Source organism: Kosakonia sp. S57, assembly GCF_016516575.1.
GTDB lineage: Bacteria > Pseudomonadota > Gammaproteobacteria > Enterobacterales > Enterobacteriaceae > Kosakonia > Kosakonia cowanii.
Genome location: NZ_JACVUL010000023.1, coordinates 73,248 through 91,134, shown reverse-complemented (window position 1 = coordinate 91,134; position 17,887 = coordinate 73,248). Strand labels below are relative to the sequence as shown.

Below are 17,887 nucleotides of genomic sequence, written 5' to 3'. Positions count from 1 at the left end.
AGGCGCATTATAGGGAGTTAATTCCTGCTGACAACCCCTAATTTCAAAAAAGTTTTCGTTCGCTTATTTTTCGGTCGCAATGCCCATTAAACGGGCGTTTTGCTTTTTAACTGAGCAATTTCGCGAGCAAAATTCGCCACTTGCTGCCAGTCGGTATAGACCACCTCCTGGCTGGTATTGGTTTCTCCCCCCGTCATCTTCATGATCAGCCGAATCATAAAGCGGTCATACCAGCGATAACGCGGGTAACGGAGCGCACCGGCAAACACAGCGCAGTGATCTGGCTTCCAGGGAGACGAAAGAAGGAACTTGCGCGTATAGCTATTCGTCTGCGGCGAACTCTTCTCTGGTTTACGCGCAACCAGGTTAACGGAGTAGAACGCGCTCGGCAGAGTATTCAGCGTTTGCAGATGTTTTTTAACAAAGCTCTCCAGCGCCGGGTGGAAATGACCGTAGCGAATAGAGGCCCCAATCACCACGCGGTCATACTTCGCCCACTCAATCTCCGGCGTGCGGTTCAGGTTCACCACATCGGCGTAAACGCCCAGCTCTTTCAGTTCAGAGGCGAGGTAAGAGGCAATCTCCCGCGTTTGCCCATCCCGGGTAGAGAAAAGAATCAATGTTTTCACGTAACGCTCCCTTATTCGCGCCAGAAAGTGGGGGTAAACAGCACCAGCAGGGTGAAGACCTCCAGACGACCAAACAACATGTTGGCGATAAGCACCCATTTTGCCACCGGGTTCATACTGGCGAAGTTGTCTGCCACCACGCCCAGCCCCGGCCCCAGGTTATTGAGCGTAGCCACAACCGAAGCGAAGGCGGAGAAATCATCCACGCCGGTGGCGATAATCGCCAGCATGCTGACAATAAAGACCAGCGCATAAGCGGAGAAGAATCCCCACACCGCTTCAAGAATACGTTCCGGCAGCGCGCGCTGGCCGAGCTTGATGCTGTAAACCGCATTCGGGTGCACCAGACGCTTCAGCTCACGGTTCCCCTGCTTGAAGAGCAGCAAGATGCGGATCACTTTCAGGCCACCTCCCGTTGAACCGGCACAACCCCCGATAAACGCCGAGCATAACAACAGCACCGGCAGGAACAGCGGCCAGCGGGCAATACTGTCGGTGGTAAAGCCAGCCGTGGTCGCCATGGAGACCACCTGGAAGAAAGCCTGGTTCACCGTGGTCAGCGCCGAGGTGTAGACATCATGGAACCAGAGCACCACGGTACAGATGACCACCAGCGTCAGCTGCACGCCGATAAACATGCGAAACTCCGGATCGCGCCAGTACACTTTCAGGCTGCGCCCGCTCAGCAGCGAGAAGTGCAAACCGTAGTTACAGCCGGAGATAAGTAAGAAGATAGCAATAATGGTGTTAATCGTCGGGCTGTCGAAATAGCCGATACTGGCATCGTGCGTCGAGAAGCCACCGATAGCGATAGTGGCGAAGCTGTGCCCAATAGCGTCAAACGCTGGCATACCGGCAAACCACAGCGCCAGCGCACAGGCCACCGTCAGTAACACATAGATAAGCCACAACGTCTTCGCCGTTTCCGCAATACGCGGGCGCATCTTATTGTCTTTCAGCGGCCCCGGCATCTCGGCGCGATAGAGCTGCATACCGCCGACGCCAAGAATAGGCAGAATGGCGACGGCCAGCACAATGATCCCCATCCCGCCGAACCATTGCAGCATCTGGCGATAAAAGAGAATCGCGTGCGGCAGCGAATCCAGCCCCACCAGCGTTGTCGCTCCTGTGGTTGTCAAACCAGAGAAGGATTCAAAAAAGGCGTCGGTCACCGTCAGGTTCGGGCTTTCCGAGAAGATAAAGGGCAGCGCACCGACGCTGCCCAGCACGGTCCAGAAGAGCACCACTATCAGAAACCCTTCGCGGGATTTCAGCTCCCCTTTCTCACGGCGGTTCGGCCACCACAAGATGGAGCCAATCACCAGCGCGGCGAGAAAGGTCTGGGTAAACGCGCGCCCCGCGCCGTCACGGTAAATAAGGGCTACCAGTCCAGGTAAGATCATCGTTCCGGAAAAGAGGATGACCAGCAGTCCAACGATTCGGGTTATGGCGCGAAAATGCATCTCTGCCGCTTCCTATGGTGTTCAGAAAATCAGGTGGCGATTATTCTTCAGTTTTTAACAATTGCAATGCGCCACGGCTAAAATCAGCCAGCTTTGCCGAAAAGGCGACCAGATGACTCTGCGCAAGTGCGACACGTAGCTGCACTTTGGCCTGATAGTCGCTGGAGACAATTTTCCCGTCGAACTGCCCGAGCAGCGATTCGATTCCCGCAAGCTGTGCATAATCGCAACACAAAGTATATTCGGTTAACGGCATTTTGCGGGTGGTGGTGAGCTGCGTGAGCGCCTGCTGCACACCGCCGCCATACGCCTTCACCAGCCCGCCAGTGCCCAACAATACGCCGCCATAGTAACGCACCACTACCGCGGTAATTTCCCCGACGCCGCTGCCCATCAGCTGCGCGAGGATCGGCTTGCCCGCCGTCCCTGCCGGCTCGCCATCGTCAGAAAAGCCTAACTGCTGTGAATCATCCGGCGCACCGGCAACCCACGCCACGCAGTGGTGGCGGGCAGTCGGGTGTTCAGCGCGCACGGACTCGACAAACGCCTTTGCCGCCTCGACGCCATCCGTGTGCGCCAGCAGGGTAATAAAGCGGCTCTTTTTGATCTCCTCGCTAAAGGTGACCGGCGCCGCCGGAATAGGCCAACTCTCCATTACGCCAGCTTCAGATCCCGCGTCATGTTCTCGGTACCATTTTCATGGATGACAACGTTATCTTCGATACGGATGCCGCCAAACGGCTTCAGCGCCTCAATTTTCTGCCAGTTGAAGTGCTTGCCGAGCGGGCCATCGCGCCACGGCGCCAGCAGCGACTCAATAAAGTAGATCCCCGGCTCGATGGTGACGACCATACGCGGCTGCATCACACGGGTGCAGCGCAGGTAAGGATATTTCGACGGCGCGGCCAGATGGGTCCCGGTGTCATCCTGCATAAAGCCACCGACATCATGCACCTGCAAACCGAGCGGGTGACCCAGGCCATGCGGCATAAACGGCCCGGTGATGTTCTGCTCAACCATCGCCTCTTCGCTGATATCGGTGACGATCTGGTGGCGACGCAGCAGTTTCGCGATGCGCTGATGGAACTGAACATGGTAGTCAACGTAGTTAACGCCCGCTTTCAGTGTGGCGATCAGCGCGAGCTGCTCTTCATTCACATCTTTTATAAGCTGCGCAAAGTCGGTGTCGCTGTTCGCCGCCCAGGTCCGCGTTAAATCGGCAGCATAACCGTTATATTCCGCACCCGCGTCCAGCAGGAAACTGCGCATCTCGGCGGGCGCACGGTGATCGAGTTTGGTGTAGTGCAGCACTGCGGCATGTTCATTAAGCGCCACGATATTGCCATACGGCACATCGGTATCACGATGCCCGGTGGCGGTCAGGTAGGCCAGGTTGATGTCGAACTCGCTCATCCCGGACTGGAATGCTTCATGCGCCGCGCGATGACCGATCACCGCGGTCTTCTGCGCTTCGCGCATACAGGCCAGCTCGTAATCCGTTTTATAGGCGCGATAGTAGTGCAGGTAATCAATCACCGCTTTCGGGTTGATATTGCTGGCGGCGATATCGAGCTTCAGCGCGCGCTCAGGCACCGGGCCAATATAGGCGATATTGCCGCGTGCGGCAGGCAGCTGACCGCCGATATCATCGGCTTTCGGCAGGGCAATCACCTCAATCTCTTCGGTCCAGAAAGCGGTCGGCAGCGGCTCAACGTTATGCCAGTAATCAACCGGCAGATAGAACCACAGCTTCGGCTTGTTGACGCCATCCACCAGCAGCCAGCAGTTCGGTACCTGCGTCACCGGCACCCAGGCTTTGAATTGCGGGTTCACTTTAAAGGGATAGGGATGGTCATCAAGAAAGACGTTAAACAGCTCACCAGAGTGAATCAGTAACGCATCAAGATTACCGCGCGCCAGCACGTCACGCGCGCGTTCTTGTAGGGTAACAATATGATTTTTATACAGCGCTGCCAGCGAATCCATCGTCTTTCCTTTTGTTAATCAAGACCACAAGTTGTCGCATCTTAGCACACCTCCTTTTATGTGAGTGATTTCCGCCGAGCGTGATCGACGCTGCATTTTTTTAATGACTCATTTGCAATTTATTAACATAAAAACCACACTCCGCTTCATCTGGTACGACCAGATCACTGCTGAATTCTGGAGACTGACATGCTCTACAAAGGCAATAACCTGTACCTCAACTGGCTGGAAGATGGCATTGCCGAACTGGTGTTCGATGCGCCCGGCTCAGTGAATAAGCTCGATACCGCCACCGTCGCCAGCCTCGGCGAAGCGCTGGACGTGCTGGAGAAGCAAACAGATTTAAAAGGGCTGCTACTGCGCTCGGAGAAAGCGGCCTTTATCGTCGGTGCCGACATTACCGAATTCCTCTCCCTCTTCCAGGTTCCTCAGGAGCAACTGAGCCAGTGGCTGCATTTCGCCAACAGCGTCTTTAACCGCCTGGAAGATTTGCCGGTGCCGACCCTCTCTGCGGTCAACGGTTACGCCCTCGGCGGCGGCTGCGAATGTGTGCTGGCAACCGACTACCGTCTGGCAACACCGGATCTGCGCATCGGCCTGCCGGAAACCAAACTCGGTATTATGCCGGGCTTTGGCGGCTCGGTGCGTCTGCCGCGCCTGCTGGGTGCCGATAGCGCGCTGGAAATTATCGCCGCCGGGAAAGATGTTGATGCTGAACAGGCGCTGAAAATTGGCCTTGTCGATGGCATCGTCAAACCAGAGAAGCTCCGTGAAGGCGCTGTCGCCATTCTGCGCCAGGCGATTAATGGCGATCTCGACTGGAAAGCGAAGCGTCAGCCGAAGCTTGAGCCGTTGAAGCTCAGCAAAATCGAAGCATCGATGAGTTTCACCATCGCCAAAGGCATGGTGATGCAGACCGCCGGAAAACACTACCCTGCGCCGATCACCGCGGTGAAGACCATTGAAGCGGCGGCGAAGCTGGGGCGTGACGAGGCGTTAAAGCTGGAGAACCAGAGTTTTGTCCCGCTGGCGCACAGTAAAGAAGCACGCGCGCTGGTTGGCATCTTCCTTAACGATCAATACGTCAAAGGCAAAGCGAAGAAGCTCACCGCCGATGTCGAGACGCCGAAACAGGCGGCCGTGCTGGGCGCGGGCATTATGGGCGGCGGCATTGCCTACCAGTCAGCCTGGAAAGGCGTGCCGGTATTAATGAAGGATATTAATGAGAAGTCGCTCAGCCTCGGCATTAATGAAGCAGGCAAGCTACTGAATAAACAGCTTGAGCGCGGCAAAATCGACGGACTCAAGCTGTCGAAGGTGATCGCCACCATCCAGCCAACACTGGAGTACGCCGGGTTCGAACGCGTGGATGTGGTTGTCGAAGCGGTGGTGGAAAACCCGAAAGTGAAAAAAGCGGTGCTGGCGGAAACTGAAGAGAAAGTTCGCCCGGATACTGTGCTGGCCTCTAACACTTCCACCATTCCTATCAGCGAGCTGGCAAGCGTGCTGAAACGCCCGGAGAACTTCTGCGGCATGCACTTCTTTAACCCGGTGCACCGCATGCCGCTGGTTGAAGTGATCCGCGGCGAGAAAACCTCCGATCAGACCATTGCCAAAGTGGTGGCCTGGGCGAGCAAGATGGGCAAAACCCCGATTGTGGTCAACGACTGCCCCGGCTTCTTCGTCAACCGCGTGCTGTTCCCCTACTTTGCTGGTTTCAGCCAGCTGCTGCGCGATGGCGCGGACTTCCGCAAAATCGACAAAGTGATGGAGAAACAGTTCGGCTGGCCGATGGGCCCGGCCTACCTGCTCGACGTTGTCGGCATTGATACCGCGCATCATGCGCAGGCGGTAATGGCCGCCGGTTTCCCGCAGCGTATGCAGAAAGATTATCGCGACGCCATCGACGCGCTGTTTGAGGCGAACCGCTTTGGGCAGAAGAATGGCCTCGGTTTCTGGCGCTATAAAGAGGACAGCAAAGGCAAACCGAAGAAAGAGGAAGATAGCGCTGTTGAAAGCCTGCTGAGCGATGTGCGTCAGGGCAGCCATGAGTTCACCGATCAGGAGATCATCGCCCGCATGATGATCCCGATGGTCAATGAAGTGGTGCGTTGCCTTGAGGAAGGCATTATCGCCAGCCCGGCTGAAGCGGATATGGCGCTGGTGTATGGCCTTGGCTTCCCTCCGTTCCACGGCGGCGCTTTCCGCTGGCTCGATACGCTTGGCAGCGCGAAATACCTCGATATGGCGCAAGCGTATCAGCACCTTGGGCCGCTGTATGACGTCCCGGCCGGGTTACGTGAAAAGGCCCGCCACAACGAGCCTTACTATCCCGCGGTTGAACCTGCGCGCCCGGTTGGCGCTTTGAAAACGGCTTAAGGAGTCACAATGGAACAGGTTGTCATTGTCGATGCAGTACGTACCCCGATGGGCCGTTCAAAAGGCGGCGCCTTTCGCCACGTTCGCGCGGAAGATCTCTCTGCGCACCTGATGCGTAGCCTTCTGGCGCGCAACCCGGCGCTTGAGGCGAGTGCGATTGACGATATTTACTGGGGCTGTGTCCAGCAGACCCTCGAACAGGGCTTCAACATTGCCCGTAACGCCGCGCTGCTGGCGGAGATCCCCCACTCGGTTCCGGCGGTCACGGTCAACCGCCTGTGCGGGTCGTCTATGCAGGCGCTGCATGATGCCGCGCGCATGATCATGACCGGCGATGCGCAGGTCTGCCTGGTGGGCGGCGTGGAACATATGGGCCACGTGCCGATGAACCACGGTGTCGATTTCCACCCGGGTATGAGCCGTAACGTTGCCAAAGCGGCGGGAATGATGGGGCTGACCGCGGAAATGTTGTCGCGCATGCACGGCATCAGCCGTGAGATGCAGGATGCTTTCGCCGCCCGCTCTCATGCTCGCGCCTGGGCCGCCACGCAGTCCGGCGCGTTCAAAAACGAGATCATTCCCACCGGCGGGCATGACGCTGACGGGGTGCTCAAGCAGTTTAACTACGATGAAGTGATCCGCCCGGAAACCACCGTTGAAGCGCTCTCTACGCTGCGCCCGGCGTTCGACCCGGTCAGCGGCACCGTTACCGCCGGTACATCATCGGCGCTGTCGGATGGCGCATCGGCGATGCTGGTGATGAGCGAAAGCCGCGCTCGTGAGCTTGGCTTAACGCCGCGCGCGCGAATCCGCTCGATGGCGGTGGTCGGCTGCGATCCATCAATCATGGGTTACGGCCCGGTGCCGGCGTCGCAGCTGGCGCTGAAAAAAGCGGGGCTGACCGCCAGCGACATCGATCTGTTTGAGATGAACGAAGCGTTTGCCGCGCAGATCCTGCCGTGCATTAAGGATCTGGGGCTGATGGAGCAGATCGACGAGAAGATCAACCTCAACGGCGGCGCGATCGCCCTCGGTCACCCGCTGGGCTGCTCTGGTACCCGTATCAGTACCACGCTGCTCAACCTGATGGAGCGCAAAGATGCCCATCTTGGTCTGGCAACGATGTGTATCGGTTTGGGTCAGGGGATCGCCACGGTGTTTGAGCGCGTATAACGCATCACCTATGCCGGGGGCGCTTCGCTTGCCCGGCCTACAAAACACACGCCCGTAGGCCGGATAAGGCGCTTGCGCCGCCATCCGGCATATAGGCTGAAAGAGAGAAAATTTAGTTGCCGTTTTTACCGCCTGTCAGGGGCGGTTTTTTTTATGGCGTAATACGAAAGGCGCCCAATGCCGCTATGGCGGCAAGGGCAAACAACACGGTTTTATCGAAGCCATTGTCGTCAGAGCAAGGCGGCAACTGAGAGAGTCCCCGGGAGCATAGATAACTATGTGACCGGGGTGAAGGAAGGCAGCCAACGCCGCTATGGCGGCAAGGGCGAAGATAAAATCAGATGAACGCGAACGCGTCGCCAAACAACCGATCCTCACGCGCGCCGCGCTCGTTACAGAAGAGATCGCGGGCGATTTTTGCCATCTCGAAGCGGCCTGCAATGTAGATATCGTGCCCGGAGAGGGAGCCGAAATCCTGCAGTACGGCGGCGAGTACGGTGCCTGAACGGCCGCGCCACTCTTCATCAGGCTGCTCTACTACTGGCACTACATTCAGATTCGGGTGTGTAACCGACAGCGCTTCCAGTTCGGAAAGATCGTAGAGATGCTTCGCTTCACGGCCGCCCCAGTAAATGGTGATATCGCGGTCCGGCGTTTTCGCCAGCGAGGTGAGCAGAATCGAGCGCACATAGGAGAAACCTGTCCCACCGGCAATCAGCACCATCGGGCGCTCTTCAGCGTCGCGCAGCCAGGCATCGCCGTGGGGAATGTCGATAACGATTTCGCGCTCTTTCAGGATGCGATCCATCACCGCCATTGCGTAAAGGTTCAACTCGGAAGCACCGATATGCAGTTCGATATAGTCGTGCTGATCCGGCGTCGACGCCATGGAGAAGGGGCGCTTGTCGCGCTCATCCATCACCACCATCAAGTACTGGCCTGCACGAAATGAAAATGCCGCTTCCGGCACTAAACGGACGCGATACACGGTATCAGTGATGGCATCTACCGAGGTCACTTTACAGCTTAAGGTTGTCATGCGCTCTCTCTGTCGGGTCTATTTTTCGGCGTTCATTATGGCCAGTTCATCCCAGATGGCGTCGATTCGCGCCGTCACCTCGGGATCTTTCTTGATCGGGCGACCCCACTCACGGTCGGTTTCGCCGGGCCATTTATTGGTGGCATCCAGTCCCATTTTTGAACCAAGCCCGGAAACCGGCGAGGCAAAATCCAGATAATCGATCGGCGTATTCTCCACCAGCACCGTATCCCGCGCAGGGTCCATGCGGGTGGTGATCGCCCAGATCACATCGTTCCAGTCGCGGGCGTTAACATCGTCATCGCACACGATCACAAATTTGGTGTACATAAACTGGCGCAGGAAAGACCAGACGCCCATCATCACGCGCTTGGCGTGCCCGGCATACTGCTTCTTGATAGTCACTACCGCCAGGCGATAGGAACACCCTTCCGGCGGCAGATAAAAATCAACAATCTCCGGGAACTGCTTTTGCAGGATCGGCACAAATACTTCATTCAGCGCCACGCCCAGCACCGCTGGCTCATCCGGCGGCCGTCCGGTGTAGGTGGAGTGGTAGATCGCATCTTCACGCTGCGTGATATGCGTAACCGTAAACACCGGGAAGTTATCGATTTCATTATAGTATCCGGTGTGATCGCCATACGGCCCTTCCGGCGCCATCTCACCCGCTTCAATATAGCCTTCCAGCACAATCTCGGCGCTGGCGGGCACTTCCAGATCGTTTGATATGCACTTCACGACTTCGGTTTTATTGCCGCGCAGCAGCCCGGCAAAAGCATATTCGGAGAGGATATCCGGCACCGGCGTCACGGCACCAAGAATGGTAGCCGGATCGGCACCCAGCGCCACGGCGACCGGGAAACGTTCGCCCGGGCGGGCATTTTGCCACTCCTGAAAATCGAGAGCGCCGCCGCGGTGCGAGAGCCAGCGCATAATCAGCTTATTTTTGCCGATCAGCTGCTGGCGGTAGATCCCCAGGTTCTGGCGCTCTTTGTGCGGCCCGCGGGTGACGGTCAGACCCCAGGTGATCAGCGGTGCGGCATCTTCCGGCCAGCACTGCATAATCGGGATAGTGTGCAGATCGACCGCATCGCCCTGCACCACCTTTTGCTGGCACGGCGCACCGCGCAGGCGTTTGGTCGGCATGTTCAGCACTTGCTTGAACTGCGGCAGCTTATCGAAGAGATCGCGGAATCCTTTCGGCGGCTCCGGCTCTTTGAGAAACGCCAGCAGTTTGCCGACATCGCGCAGCGCGCTGACATCATCCTGCCCCATGCCCAATGCGACACGACGCGGCGTGCCGAAGAGGTTGCACAACACCGGCATCGCGTAGCCTTTCGGGTTTTCAAACAACAATGCCGGACCGCCTGCACGCAGCGTGCGATCGGCTATTTCCGTCATTTCCAGATAGGGATCAACCGGAAGCGCGATGCGTTTCAGCTCGCCCTGTTGCTCAAGTAGTGTCAGAAAGTCGCGAAGATCGGTGTATTTCATGGGGTTATGATTGCCTCCAGATAAGCGCTTTATTATACGGTGTTCGTCCTAAGGTTGCTGTATTTTTGTTAAATAGGCGTGAAATACAACGGCATTGCTCAGTCAGCGTTATAATCACCTTAGCCATCATGCGGTGGTTTTGATATTCTTGCGGCCGAACTTACGGAAAAGAGTCATTATGCAATCCTGGTATCTACTCTACTGCAAACGAGGCCAACTTCAGCGCGCCCAGGAACACCTGGAACGCCAGTCAGTTTCCTGTCTGACGCCGATGATTGCGCTGGAAAAGATTGTCCGCGGCAAGCGGACAACGGTGAAAGAGCCTCTCTTTCCAAACTACCTGTTTGTGGAATTCGATCCAGAGGTCATTCACACCACGACCATCAACGCGACGCGCGGCGTCAGCCACTTTGTGCGTTTTGGTATGCATCCGGCAAGCGTTCCCCACGCGGTGATCCAGCAGCTTGAAGCGTATCAGCCGGAAGGGATCACCGACCCGGAAACCCCCTACCCTGGCGACAGCGTTGTAATTACGGAAGGTGCGCTCGAAGGGTTGCAGGCGATCTTCAAAGAGCCGGATGGCGAAGCACGCTCCATGCTGCTTCTGCACCTTCTCAATAAGCAAGTTTTGCAGAGTGTGAAAAACACCGATTTCCGCAAAGCCTGACCGCTTAAAACGCAATCCCGAATAGCCGCTTCACGTTCTCATCCGTCGCAGTACTCAGCGCCTGCGGCGTTTCACCGCGCAGTTCGGCGACCGTGCTTAGAATATGCCCCAACAAAGCAGGCTCGTTACGGCGGGAAGCGGGCTTCGGTTTAAGATCGCGCGGCAGCAGCCAGGGCGCATCGGTCTCAATCATCAGCCGATTGGCAGGAATCATCGGCACCACTTCGCGCAGTTCCAGCCCGCGCCGCTCATCGCACACCCAACCGGTAATTCCGAGACAGAGACCGCGCGCAATACACTCCTGCGCCTCGTGCGCCGAACCGGTAAAACAGTGCAGTACCGCACCGGGGAGCTTATCGAGCCACGGATCCAGCAGGGTGAGAAAACGCTGATGGGCATCGCGACAGTGCAAAAACACCGGCAGATTAAGCTCGGCGGCCAATGCCAGTTGGGCACTGAACGCCCGCTCCTGCTCCTGCGGCGTTGAGAAGTTACGGTTGAAATCGAGCCCGCACTCGCCGATCGCCACCACCCCCGGCATCGCCGCCAGGGCACGAATCGCCTGCGCGGTCTCTTCCGTCCAGCTACTGCTGTCATGGGGATGTACACCAGCGGTCGACCAGCAGCGCGCATAGCGCTGCGTCAGTTGCTGCGCCTGCTGGCTCTCATGCAGGTTAGTACCGGTTATTAACATCCCGGTCACGCCCGCCGCCTGCGCACGGGAGACAATATCGTCCCGATCACGGTCAAACTGCGAGCTGGTTAAATTTACGCCAATATCAAACATGCTGTTTCCCATACAACAACCGCCCTGGCGGGCGGCTGATTATTACTCTTCGGTGGTTTCCGTTTCGCTCTCATCGTCCGGCACGCGACGCTTCCCGACGTAGAAGCGGGCGAAAAAGACGCCGACCTCAAACAGGCAGTACATCGGGATCGCCAGCAGCGTTTGCGAAAAGACATCCGGCGGCGTCAGCAGCATGCCGACAACAAACGCACCAACCAGCACATAGGGGCGCTTCTGCCGCAGATCGTCCGGCGTAGTGACGCCCATCCAGCAGAGCAGGACGATGGCGACCGGCACTTCAAACGAGACGCCGAAGGCCATAAACAGCGCCATCACAAAGCTGAGATAGCTGGCGATATCGGTCGAGACCTGTACGCCTTCCGGCGCGGTGTGGGTCAAAAAGCCAAACGCCAGCGGGAAGACCACGAAGTAGGCGAATGCCATACCGATATAGAACAGCAGCGAGCTGGAGACCAGCAGCGGCACCACCAGGCGGCGCTCATGCTTGTAGAGTGCGGGTGCAACAAAGGCCCACACCTGGTAAAGCACAACCGGCGCAGAGAGGATCAGTGACACCATAAAGGTGAGTTTGATCGGCGTGAAGAAGGGCGAGGCGACATCGGTGGCGATCATCGTCGCGCCCAGCGGCATCTGTTTAATCAGCGGCGCGGAGACCAGCTGGTAGATATCATTCGCGAAGTAGACCAGCGCGAGGAAAATCACCATCACCGCGATGATGCAGTTCAACAGACGTTTACGCAGCTCAATCAGGTGCGCGATCAGCGGTTGGGTATCGTCTACGGCCATGTTCAGGACTTATCACTTGCAGAGGGGGTGGAGTCGGAAACCGGCGCAGCGGTTTTCGCCAGAGAGATTTTTGCCGGGGCAGTTTCTTCCGGCACTTCCTGGGGAGCCTGTTGCGGTGCGCTCACCTGATGTTCAGCAACGCCAGGCGTAACGCCTTCATGCTGCGCTTCGTAATCTTTCACCACCGGGTTATGGATGGTATGCGCTTCGTCACTCGCTTTTTCCGCGTCGTTGGCGCTGTAGGTGCGCTTCATCGATTCCGCCGCCTGACGCAGCTCGTCCATCGACTCTTTCAACTCCGGCGTCAGGTTGTCCAGGCTCGCTTTCTCCACCTTCTTCAGGCTGTCCTGGAACTCCTGCAGCTTAAGCTCCTGCGTCAGTTCGTTCTGTACGGTGGTCGCCAGCGAGCGCAGGGCGCGAACCCAGCCAGCAACAGTGCGCACGGCAACGGGCAAACGCTTCGGCCCCAGCACTACCAGACCAATGATAAAAACGAGTAATAATTCGCCAAAACCTATATCGAACACGACTTACACCTGCTCTTTATCGTGACGTTTTTCGTCGCTCTTTGCGACGTCGGGGTTACGGGTATCAGAGAGATTCTTCGCGGTAAAATCTGCATCCTGTGCCGATTTTGCCTCACTCTCTTTTTTATCATCGTCGCTCATCGCTTTTTTAAAGCCCTTAATCGAGGCACCGAGATCGGAGCCAATCGAGCCGAGCTTTTTGGTGCCGAACAGCAGCACAACGATGACTGCAATAACCACCAACTGCCAAATGCCGATACTACCCATACTCACTTCCCCTCTAAGAGACGATGTTAGAAAGAGGCCACAGTATACACGTTATGCCCCGGGCTGCATGTCCTTGACCGGCATGGCCAGGGCGCATCATGTCAGCGCGTCTTACGCCAGCCCAGCAGCCAGACAAGCAGCCCGCCGCCCATTAACCACAACGGATTATTTGCCAGCTCAGGACGGGTTATCAGCAATAACGTGCCGCTTAACAGCAGCGTCGCACCGATGCCAAACAGATAGCGGGACTGCCCCTGCCGTACGCGGTTGACCTCTAACTCTCGGGCAATTTTATCAACGCTTTGTTGCAAATGTTTTCCTTGCTGCAATCCGTTGAAGATCAGTTCAGGAACTTCCGGCATTCTTTCGATCCAGAAGGGGCCCTTCTCCTTGATTGCCCGCACCAGCGCCGGGAAGCCAACCTGGTCTTTGATCCACGTTTCAAGGAAAGGTTTCGCCGTTTTCCACAAATCGAGCTGCGGATAGAGCTGACGCCCTACCCCTTCAATGTAGAGCAGGGTTTTTTGCAGTAATACTAACTGCGGCTGCACTTCCATATTGAAGCGGCGCGCGGTGTTGAAGAGGTTCAGCAGCACGTGACCAAAGGAGATCTCTGCCAGCGGCTTCTCAAAGATCGGCTCGCAGACGGTACGGATGGCAAACTCAAACTCTTCGACGTTGGTATCTGCCGGTACCCACCCTGAATCAACGTGCAGCTCCGCCACTTTGCGGTAGTCACGGTTGAAGAAGGCGATAAAGTTTTCCGCCAGATAGCGCTTATCTTCCTTGTTCAGCGAGCCGACGATACCGCAGTCAATGCCGATGTATTGCGGATCTTCCGGGTGATCGTAGCTAACGAAGATGTTGCCAGGGTGCATATCGGCATGGAAGAAGCTGTCCCGGAACACCTGAGTGAAGAAGACCTGCACACCACGTTCAGCCAGCAGCTTCATGTTGGTGCCGTTCTTCTCCAGCGCCGCGACATCAGAAACCGGGATGCCGTAGATGCGCTCCATCACCATCATGTTCTGGCTGCAGTAGTCGGAATAGACTTCCGGCACATAGAGCATCGGGCTGTTTTCAAAGTTGCGGCGCAGTTGAATGGCGTTAGCCGATTCGCGCAGCAGATCGAGTTCGTCGATCAGCGTCTTCTCATACTCGTGCACCACTTCCTGCGGGCGCAGACGGCGGCCATCCGGCAGCAGGCGCGGAACCCAGCCCGCCAGGCGGTAGATGAGACGCAGATCCGCTTTGATGATCGGCAGAATGTCCGGGCGGATCACTTTGATCACCACCTCTTTGCCATTCTCTTTCAGCCGTGCGGTATGCACCTGCGCGATGGAGGCTGATGCCAGCGGTTCAATATTGAAATCGTCAAACCACTCCTCAACCGGGCGGTCGCCCATCGCTTTTTCAATCTGCTTTTTTGCCAGCCTGCCGTCGAAGGGCGCGACGCGATCCTGCAGCATCGCCAGCTGATCGGCGATCAGCGGTGGGAAGAGATCGCGGCGGGTGGAGAGCATCTGCCCGAATTTAATCCATACCGGCCCAAGCTCTTGCAGCGCGAGGCGCAGACGTACACCCAGCTCCTTCTCTTTATGCCGGTTGGGCATCCAGAAGAGGGTTCTGCGCCACAGACGCAGCGGCAGGGTAAGACGCATTTTGGGGATGAGCTCATCAAGCCCGTAACTCAAAAAAGTCTGGATGATGAAATAGAGTCGCCGTAATTCTCCAGGCGTCATTTGCCCTCCAGTTTATCCAGTCGTTTGGCTAAGGCGTCCGCGGCACGTTCAGCGGCCGCTGTCTCTTCGGCAAACCAGGCGATTTCCAGCGCGCCCGGTGCCACGCGCCACTCTTCCGTTAAGGCTTCAGAGAGATAGCGCTGCTGGCGCGTAAAGCCGTGGCGAAAAAGGCGGGCGCCGCCGCGCAGAAATTTGCTGATACCTTCAGCGGCAATGTCGCCGGTCCACGGCGCAAGCACTTCCGCCGGGTCAAACTCGGCCTGATCCATCAGTGAAGAGAGGTTTTGTACGACCTGAATATCGCCCTGCACTTCCAGTTCACCGCTGCGGATAAGCGCGGTGAGCTGCTGACGGTCGCGCAGCTTCGGCAGCACGTTAAGGCGGGTAATGACCGAACAATCGGCTTCCCCTTCCCACTCGCTCAGCACATCAACCTGGCGCTCGCTGAAGACCAGCACAATCGGCGCGGAAAACTCCTGCACCACCACGCGCAGCACTTTGCCGTAGAGACGCTGGCGCGCCGCTTTCAGCGCGCTGTCGCGGTAAAAAAAGGTATTCAGCACGCGTTCAATTCCCGCGGCCACCATCGGCTTAAAGGGCATACGCACTCCTGTCAGAATTTGTAGCCACGGTGCAGGGCAACAATACCGGCGGTCAGGTTGTAGTAATCGACGTTTTCAAAACCAGCATCCTGCATCATCGCTTTCAGGGTGTCCTGATCGGGATGCATACGGATGGATTCAGCCAGGTAACGGTAGCTCTCCGCGTCGTTAGCCACCATCTGACCAATGCGTGGCAGAACGTGGAAGGAGTAAGCATCGTAAGCTTTGCTCAGCGGCTCGATAACCGGTTTGGAGAACTCCAGCACCAGCAGACGGCCGCCCGGCTTCAGCACGCGAAACATGGAGCGCAGCGCTTTCTCTTTGTCGGTAACGTTACGCAAACCGAAGGAGATGGTGATGCAGTCGAAGGTGTTGTCCGGGAACGGCAGCGCTTCGGCATTCGCCTGCACATATTCAACATTGCCGATCACGCCGAGATTGCGCAGCTTTTCGCGGCCCATCTTCAGCATCGACTCGTTAATGTCCGCCAGCACAACCTGGCCGGTTTCGCCGACCAGACGAGAAAATTTTGCGGTGAGATCGCCGGTGCCACCCGCCAGATCGAGGACTTTCTGCCCACGGCGTACGCCGCTGCAATCGATGGTAAATCGCTTCCATAAGCGGTGGATACCCATCGACATTAAGTCGTTCATCACATCGTATTTTGACGCAACCGAGTGGAAAACATGCGCCACCATATCGGCTTTATTTTCCTTGGCGACGGTCTGAAAACCAAAGTGTGTTGTCTCTTTTGAATCTTCCGCCATCTTAGTGCCTGCTATTTAAGGATTTGTTGATGAAGTGTATCAGATTGGACGCGATTGCCCTACGTTTCAACCGCCCGAAGAGGCCTTCGCCGCAGCCTCTTCGCCCGGCGTCGCCATATCTAATCCATTGTCTTGATTATGATCGTTAAACGCGTCTTGTCCTGCCCGCAGACGAAATTCTTCGTCCTGCTCTTGCGCCTGCGCGACCAGTTCCGGATTAATCTCGCGCTTGATCTCGACGCCAAGCCCACGAAATGCCTCAGTTTGTGCCAGCAGGTTGCCGCGCCCTGAGCTCAGTTTTTTCATCGCCTGGCGGTAGTTATCCTGCGCCTTCTCCAGGCTCTGGCCAATCGCGGTCATATCGTCGACGAAGAGGCGCATTTTGTCATACAGGCGGCTCGCCCGCTCCGCAATCTGCTGGGCGTTGCGGCTCTGGTGCTCGTAACGCCACAGGTTGGCAATGGTGCGCAGCGCGACCAGCAGCGTAGTCGGGCTGACCAGCATAATGTTGTTTTTCAGCGCCTCGGTAATCAGCTCCGGCTGCCTGTCGAGGGCGATTAAGAAGGCGGGTTCCACCGGGATAAACATCAGGACGTAATCCAGGCTGCGCAGGCCGGAGAGCTGCTGATAATCTTTCCTTCCCAGCAGGCGAATATGACCGCGCACGGAGGTGATATGCTCCTGCAGCGCCGCTTCGCGGGAAAACTCATCCTCGGCGTTGAAGTAGCGCTCGTAGGCCACCAGCGTCATTTTGGCGTCGATCACCACGTCCTTGCCCTGCGGCAGGCGCACAATCACGTCCGGCTGCATGCGCGCGCGGCTATCGTTCTCCATGCTGACCTGGGTCTCATACTCATGCCCTTCGCGTAGGCCGGAGGCTTCAAGCACGCGGGTCAGCACCACTTCACCCCAGTTACCCTGGGTTTTGTTATCGCCTTTCAGCGCGCGGGTGAGGTTGATGGCTTCCTGCGCCATCTGGGCATTCAGCTGCTGGAGATTGCGGATCTCATGCGCCAGAGTGTGTCGTTCGCGCGCCTCCTGGCCGAAGCTCTCCTGCACCTGGCGGCGAAAACCGTCGAGCTGCTCGCGCAGCGGGGTGAGTAAGCCATTGAGGCTCTGGCGGTTCTGTTCGTCAACGCGACGGTTGCTCTGCTCGAAAATACGGTTAGCGAGGTTTTCAAACTGCTCGCTCAGACGCTGCTCGCTGCTGTGCATCTGGCGCAGTTTCTCTTCCGCATGCAGTTGAGTGGATTCAAGCCGGGTGGTGACTTCACGCAGATCCGCTTCCAGCGAGCTGTTGATATGTTGCAGGCTGCGCAGTTCGTTATTCAGCAGCTCGCACTCTTCGCGCCAGTGGCTATTCTGGGCGATCTGCTGGCGGGCGGCGCTCAGTTCACTGAAGACATCGCGCTGCTCGGCGAGCAGCTCCGCCTGCTGCTGCGCACCGCGCCAGCTTGCGGCCAGCCAGCCGACCAGTAACCCTGCCAGCGCCACGGCTGCCAGTACGATGATTGAACTCTCCATTCCGCTCCCTCTTCATCACCCATTCCGTCGG

The 17,887-nt window shown here is 57.2% G+C and carries 17 protein-coding genes; 3 read left to right on the top strand and 14 right to left on the bottom strand.

Annotated elements, in window-relative coordinates:
- Positions 1 to 86: 86 nt before the first annotated feature.
- The 4 genes from hemG to pepQ are packed head-to-tail and all read right to left on the bottom strand — an operon-like array spanning position 87 to position 4,078.
- Positions 87 to 629, bottom strand: coding sequence for a menaquinone-dependent protoporphyrinogen IX dehydrogenase (gene hemG / locus IAE48_RS19770; protein ID WP_042711660.1), 543 nt, complete (start codon positions 627 to 629; stop codon positions 87 to 89).
- 11 nt (positions 630 to 640) lie between these two features.
- A complete protein-coding gene (trkH, locus tag IAE48_RS19765) occupies positions 641 to 2,092 on the bottom strand; it encodes a Trk system potassium transporter TrkH (protein ID WP_023479564.1) in 1,452 nt (483 codons plus the stop codon).
- A 40-nt stretch (positions 2,093 to 2,132) separates the two neighbouring features.
- The gene (locus tag IAE48_RS19760) at positions 2,133 to 2,747 is read right to left on the bottom strand and encodes an IMPACT family protein (protein WP_042711659.1); all 615 of its coding nucleotides are present in this window, start codon (positions 2,745 to 2,747) and stop codon (positions 2,133 to 2,135) included.
- Positions 2,747 to 4,078 (bottom strand): Xaa-Pro dipeptidase, encoded by a 1,332-nt coding sequence (gene pepQ, locus IAE48_RS19755; RefSeq protein WP_200135353.1) that lies wholly within the window; start codon positions 4,076 to 4,078, stop codon positions 2,747 to 2,749. The genes IAE48_RS19760 and pepQ overlap by 1 nt, the downstream gene beginning before the upstream one ends.
- Before the next feature lie 189 nt (positions 4,079 to 4,267).
- Here pepQ and fadB point away from each other — a divergent pair, with 189 nt between their 5' ends.
- Positions 4,268 to 6,457: a fatty acid oxidation complex subunit alpha FadB gene (fadB, locus tag IAE48_RS19750; RefSeq protein WP_200135352.1), complete on the top strand. Its 2,190-nt coding sequence runs from the start codon at positions 4,268 to 4,270 to the stop codon at positions 6,455 to 6,457.
- Between the two features lie 9 nt (positions 6,458 to 6,466).
- On the top strand, positions 6,467 to 7,630 hold the full coding sequence (fadA, locus tag IAE48_RS19745; RefSeq protein WP_023479584.1) for an acetyl-CoA C-acyltransferase FadA: 1,164 nt from the start codon (positions 6,467 to 6,469) through the stop codon (positions 7,628 to 7,630).
- Positions 7,631 to 7,967: 337 nt separating this feature from the next.
- On the opposite strand, the gene fre is transcribed toward fadA, so the two are convergent.
- Positions 7,968 to 8,669 (bottom strand): NAD(P)H-flavin reductase, encoded by a 702-nt coding sequence (gene fre, locus IAE48_RS19740; protein ID WP_200135351.1) that lies wholly within the window; start codon positions 8,667 to 8,669, stop codon positions 7,968 to 7,970.
- A gap of 18 nt (positions 8,670 to 8,687) precedes the next feature.
- A complete protein-coding gene (ubiD, locus tag IAE48_RS19735; protein ID WP_200135350.1) occupies positions 8,688 to 10,166 on the bottom strand; it encodes a 4-hydroxy-3-polyprenylbenzoate decarboxylase in 1,479 nt (492 codons plus the stop codon).
- A gap of 178 nt (positions 10,167 to 10,344) precedes the next feature.
- Here ubiD and rfaH point away from each other — a divergent pair, with 178 nt between their 5' ends.
- Complete coding sequence (gene rfaH, locus IAE48_RS19730) at positions 10,345 to 10,833, top strand: transcription/translation regulatory transformer protein RfaH (RefSeq protein WP_042716360.1); 489 nt, start codon at positions 10,345 to 10,347, stop codon at positions 10,831 to 10,833.
- 4 nt (positions 10,834 to 10,837) lie between these two features.
- Here the strand turns inward: rfaH and tatD are convergent, their stop codons facing one another.
- The 8 genes from tatD to rmuC form a co-directional block, all read right to left on the bottom strand.
- Positions 10,838 to 11,620, bottom strand: coding sequence for a 3'-5' ssDNA/RNA exonuclease TatD (tatD, locus tag IAE48_RS19725; protein WP_200135355.1), 783 nt, complete (start codon positions 11,618 to 11,620; stop codon positions 10,838 to 10,840).
- 42 nt (positions 11,621 to 11,662) lie between these two features.
- Positions 11,663 to 12,427 carry a Sec-independent protein translocase subunit TatC gene (gene tatC, locus IAE48_RS19720; protein ID WP_094419083.1) on the bottom strand — a complete coding sequence of 255 codons (765 nt, stop codon included), beginning with the start codon at positions 12,425 to 12,427 and terminating at the stop codon, positions 11,663 to 11,665.
- 2 nt (positions 12,428 to 12,429) lie between these two features.
- Positions 12,430 to 12,954, bottom strand: a complete 525-nt coding sequence (gene tatB / locus IAE48_RS19715; RefSeq protein ID WP_094419082.1) for a Sec-independent protein translocase protein TatB — start codon at positions 12,952 to 12,954, stop codon at positions 12,430 to 12,432.
- A gap of 3 nt (positions 12,955 to 12,957) precedes the next feature.
- The gene (gene tatA / locus IAE48_RS19710) at positions 12,958 to 13,221 is read right to left on the bottom strand and encodes a Sec-independent protein translocase subunit TatA (RefSeq protein WP_094419081.1); all 264 of its coding nucleotides are present in this window, start codon (positions 13,219 to 13,221) and stop codon (positions 12,958 to 12,960) included.
- Positions 13,222 to 13,322: 101 nt separating this feature from the next.
- A complete protein-coding gene (ubiB, locus tag IAE48_RS19705) occupies positions 13,323 to 14,963 on the bottom strand; it encodes a ubiquinone biosynthesis regulatory protein kinase UbiB (protein ID WP_042716352.1) in 1,641 nt (546 codons plus the stop codon).
- Positions 14,960 to 15,565 carry an SCP2 domain-containing protein gene (locus IAE48_RS19700; RefSeq protein ID WP_023479619.1) on the bottom strand — a complete coding sequence of 202 codons (606 nt, stop codon included), beginning with the start codon at positions 15,563 to 15,565 and terminating at the stop codon, positions 14,960 to 14,962. The genes ubiB and IAE48_RS19700 overlap by 4 nt, the downstream gene beginning before the upstream one ends.
- A gap of 11 nt (positions 15,566 to 15,576) precedes the next feature.
- Complete coding sequence (gene ubiE / locus IAE48_RS19695) at positions 15,577 to 16,332, bottom strand: bifunctional demethylmenaquinone methyltransferase/2-methoxy-6-polyprenyl-1,4-benzoquinol methylase UbiE (protein WP_023479593.1); 756 nt, start codon at positions 16,330 to 16,332, stop codon at positions 15,577 to 15,579.
- 66 nt (positions 16,333 to 16,398) lie between these two features.
- Positions 16,399 to 17,856 (bottom strand): DNA recombination protein RmuC, encoded by a 1,458-nt coding sequence (rmuC, locus tag IAE48_RS19690; protein ID WP_200135349.1) that lies wholly within the window; start codon positions 17,854 to 17,856, stop codon positions 16,399 to 16,401.
- Between the last annotated feature and the right edge of the window lie 31 nt (positions 17,857 to 17,887).

Bases quoted from the DNA above. Each gene is read 5' to 3' on its own strand.
- fre (WP_200135351.1), bottom strand. From the start codon at position 8,669: ATGACAACCTTAAGCTGTAAAGTGACCTCGGTAGATGCCATCACTGAT.
- tatC (WP_094419083.1), bottom strand. From the start codon at position 12,427: ATGGCCGTAGACGATACCCAACCGCTGATCGCGCACCTGATTGAGCTG.
- ubiB (WP_042716352.1), bottom strand. From the start codon at position 14,963: ATGACGCCTGGAGAATTACGGCGACTCTATTTCATCATCCAGACTTTT.
- pepQ (WP_200135353.1), bottom strand. From the start codon at position 4,078: ATGGATTCGCTGGCAGCGCTGTATAAAAATCATATTGTTACCCTACAA.
- ubiD (WP_200135350.1), bottom strand. From the start codon at position 10,166: ATGAAATACACCGATCTTCGCGACTTTCTGACACTACTTGAGCAACAG.
- ubiE (WP_023479593.1), bottom strand. From the start codon at position 16,332: ATGGCGGAAGATTCAAAAGAGACAACACACTTTGGTTTTCAGACCGTC.
- fadA (WP_023479584.1), top strand. From the start codon at position 6,467: ATGGAACAGGTTGTCATTGTCGATGCAGTACGTACCCCGATGGGCCGT.
- rmuC (WP_200135349.1), bottom strand. From the start codon at position 17,856: ATGGAGAGTTCAATCATCGTACTGGCAGCCGTGGCGCTGGCAGGGTTA.
- rfaH (WP_042716360.1), top strand. From the start codon at position 10,345: ATGCAATCCTGGTATCTACTCTACTGCAAACGAGGCCAACTTCAGCGC.
- tatA (WP_094419081.1), bottom strand. From the start codon at position 13,221: ATGGGTAGTATCGGCATTTGGCAGTTGGTGGTTATTGCAGTCATCGTT.
- tatD (WP_200135355.1), bottom strand. From the start codon at position 11,620: ATGTTTGATATTGGCGTAAATTTAACCAGCTCGCAGTTTGACCGTGAT.
- trkH (WP_023479564.1), bottom strand. From the start codon at position 2,092: ATGCATTTTCGCGCCATAACCCGAATCGTTGGACTGCTGGTCATCCTC.
- fadB (WP_200135352.1), top strand. From the start codon at position 4,268: ATGCTCTACAAAGGCAATAACCTGTACCTCAACTGGCTGGAAGATGGC.
- IAE48_RS19760 (WP_042711659.1), bottom strand. From the start codon at position 2,747: ATGGAGAGTTGGCCTATTCCGGCGGCGCCGGTCACCTTTAGCGAGGAG.
- IAE48_RS19700 (WP_023479619.1), bottom strand. From the start codon at position 15,565: ATGCCCTTTAAGCCGATGGTGGCCGCGGGAATTGAACGCGTGCTGAAT.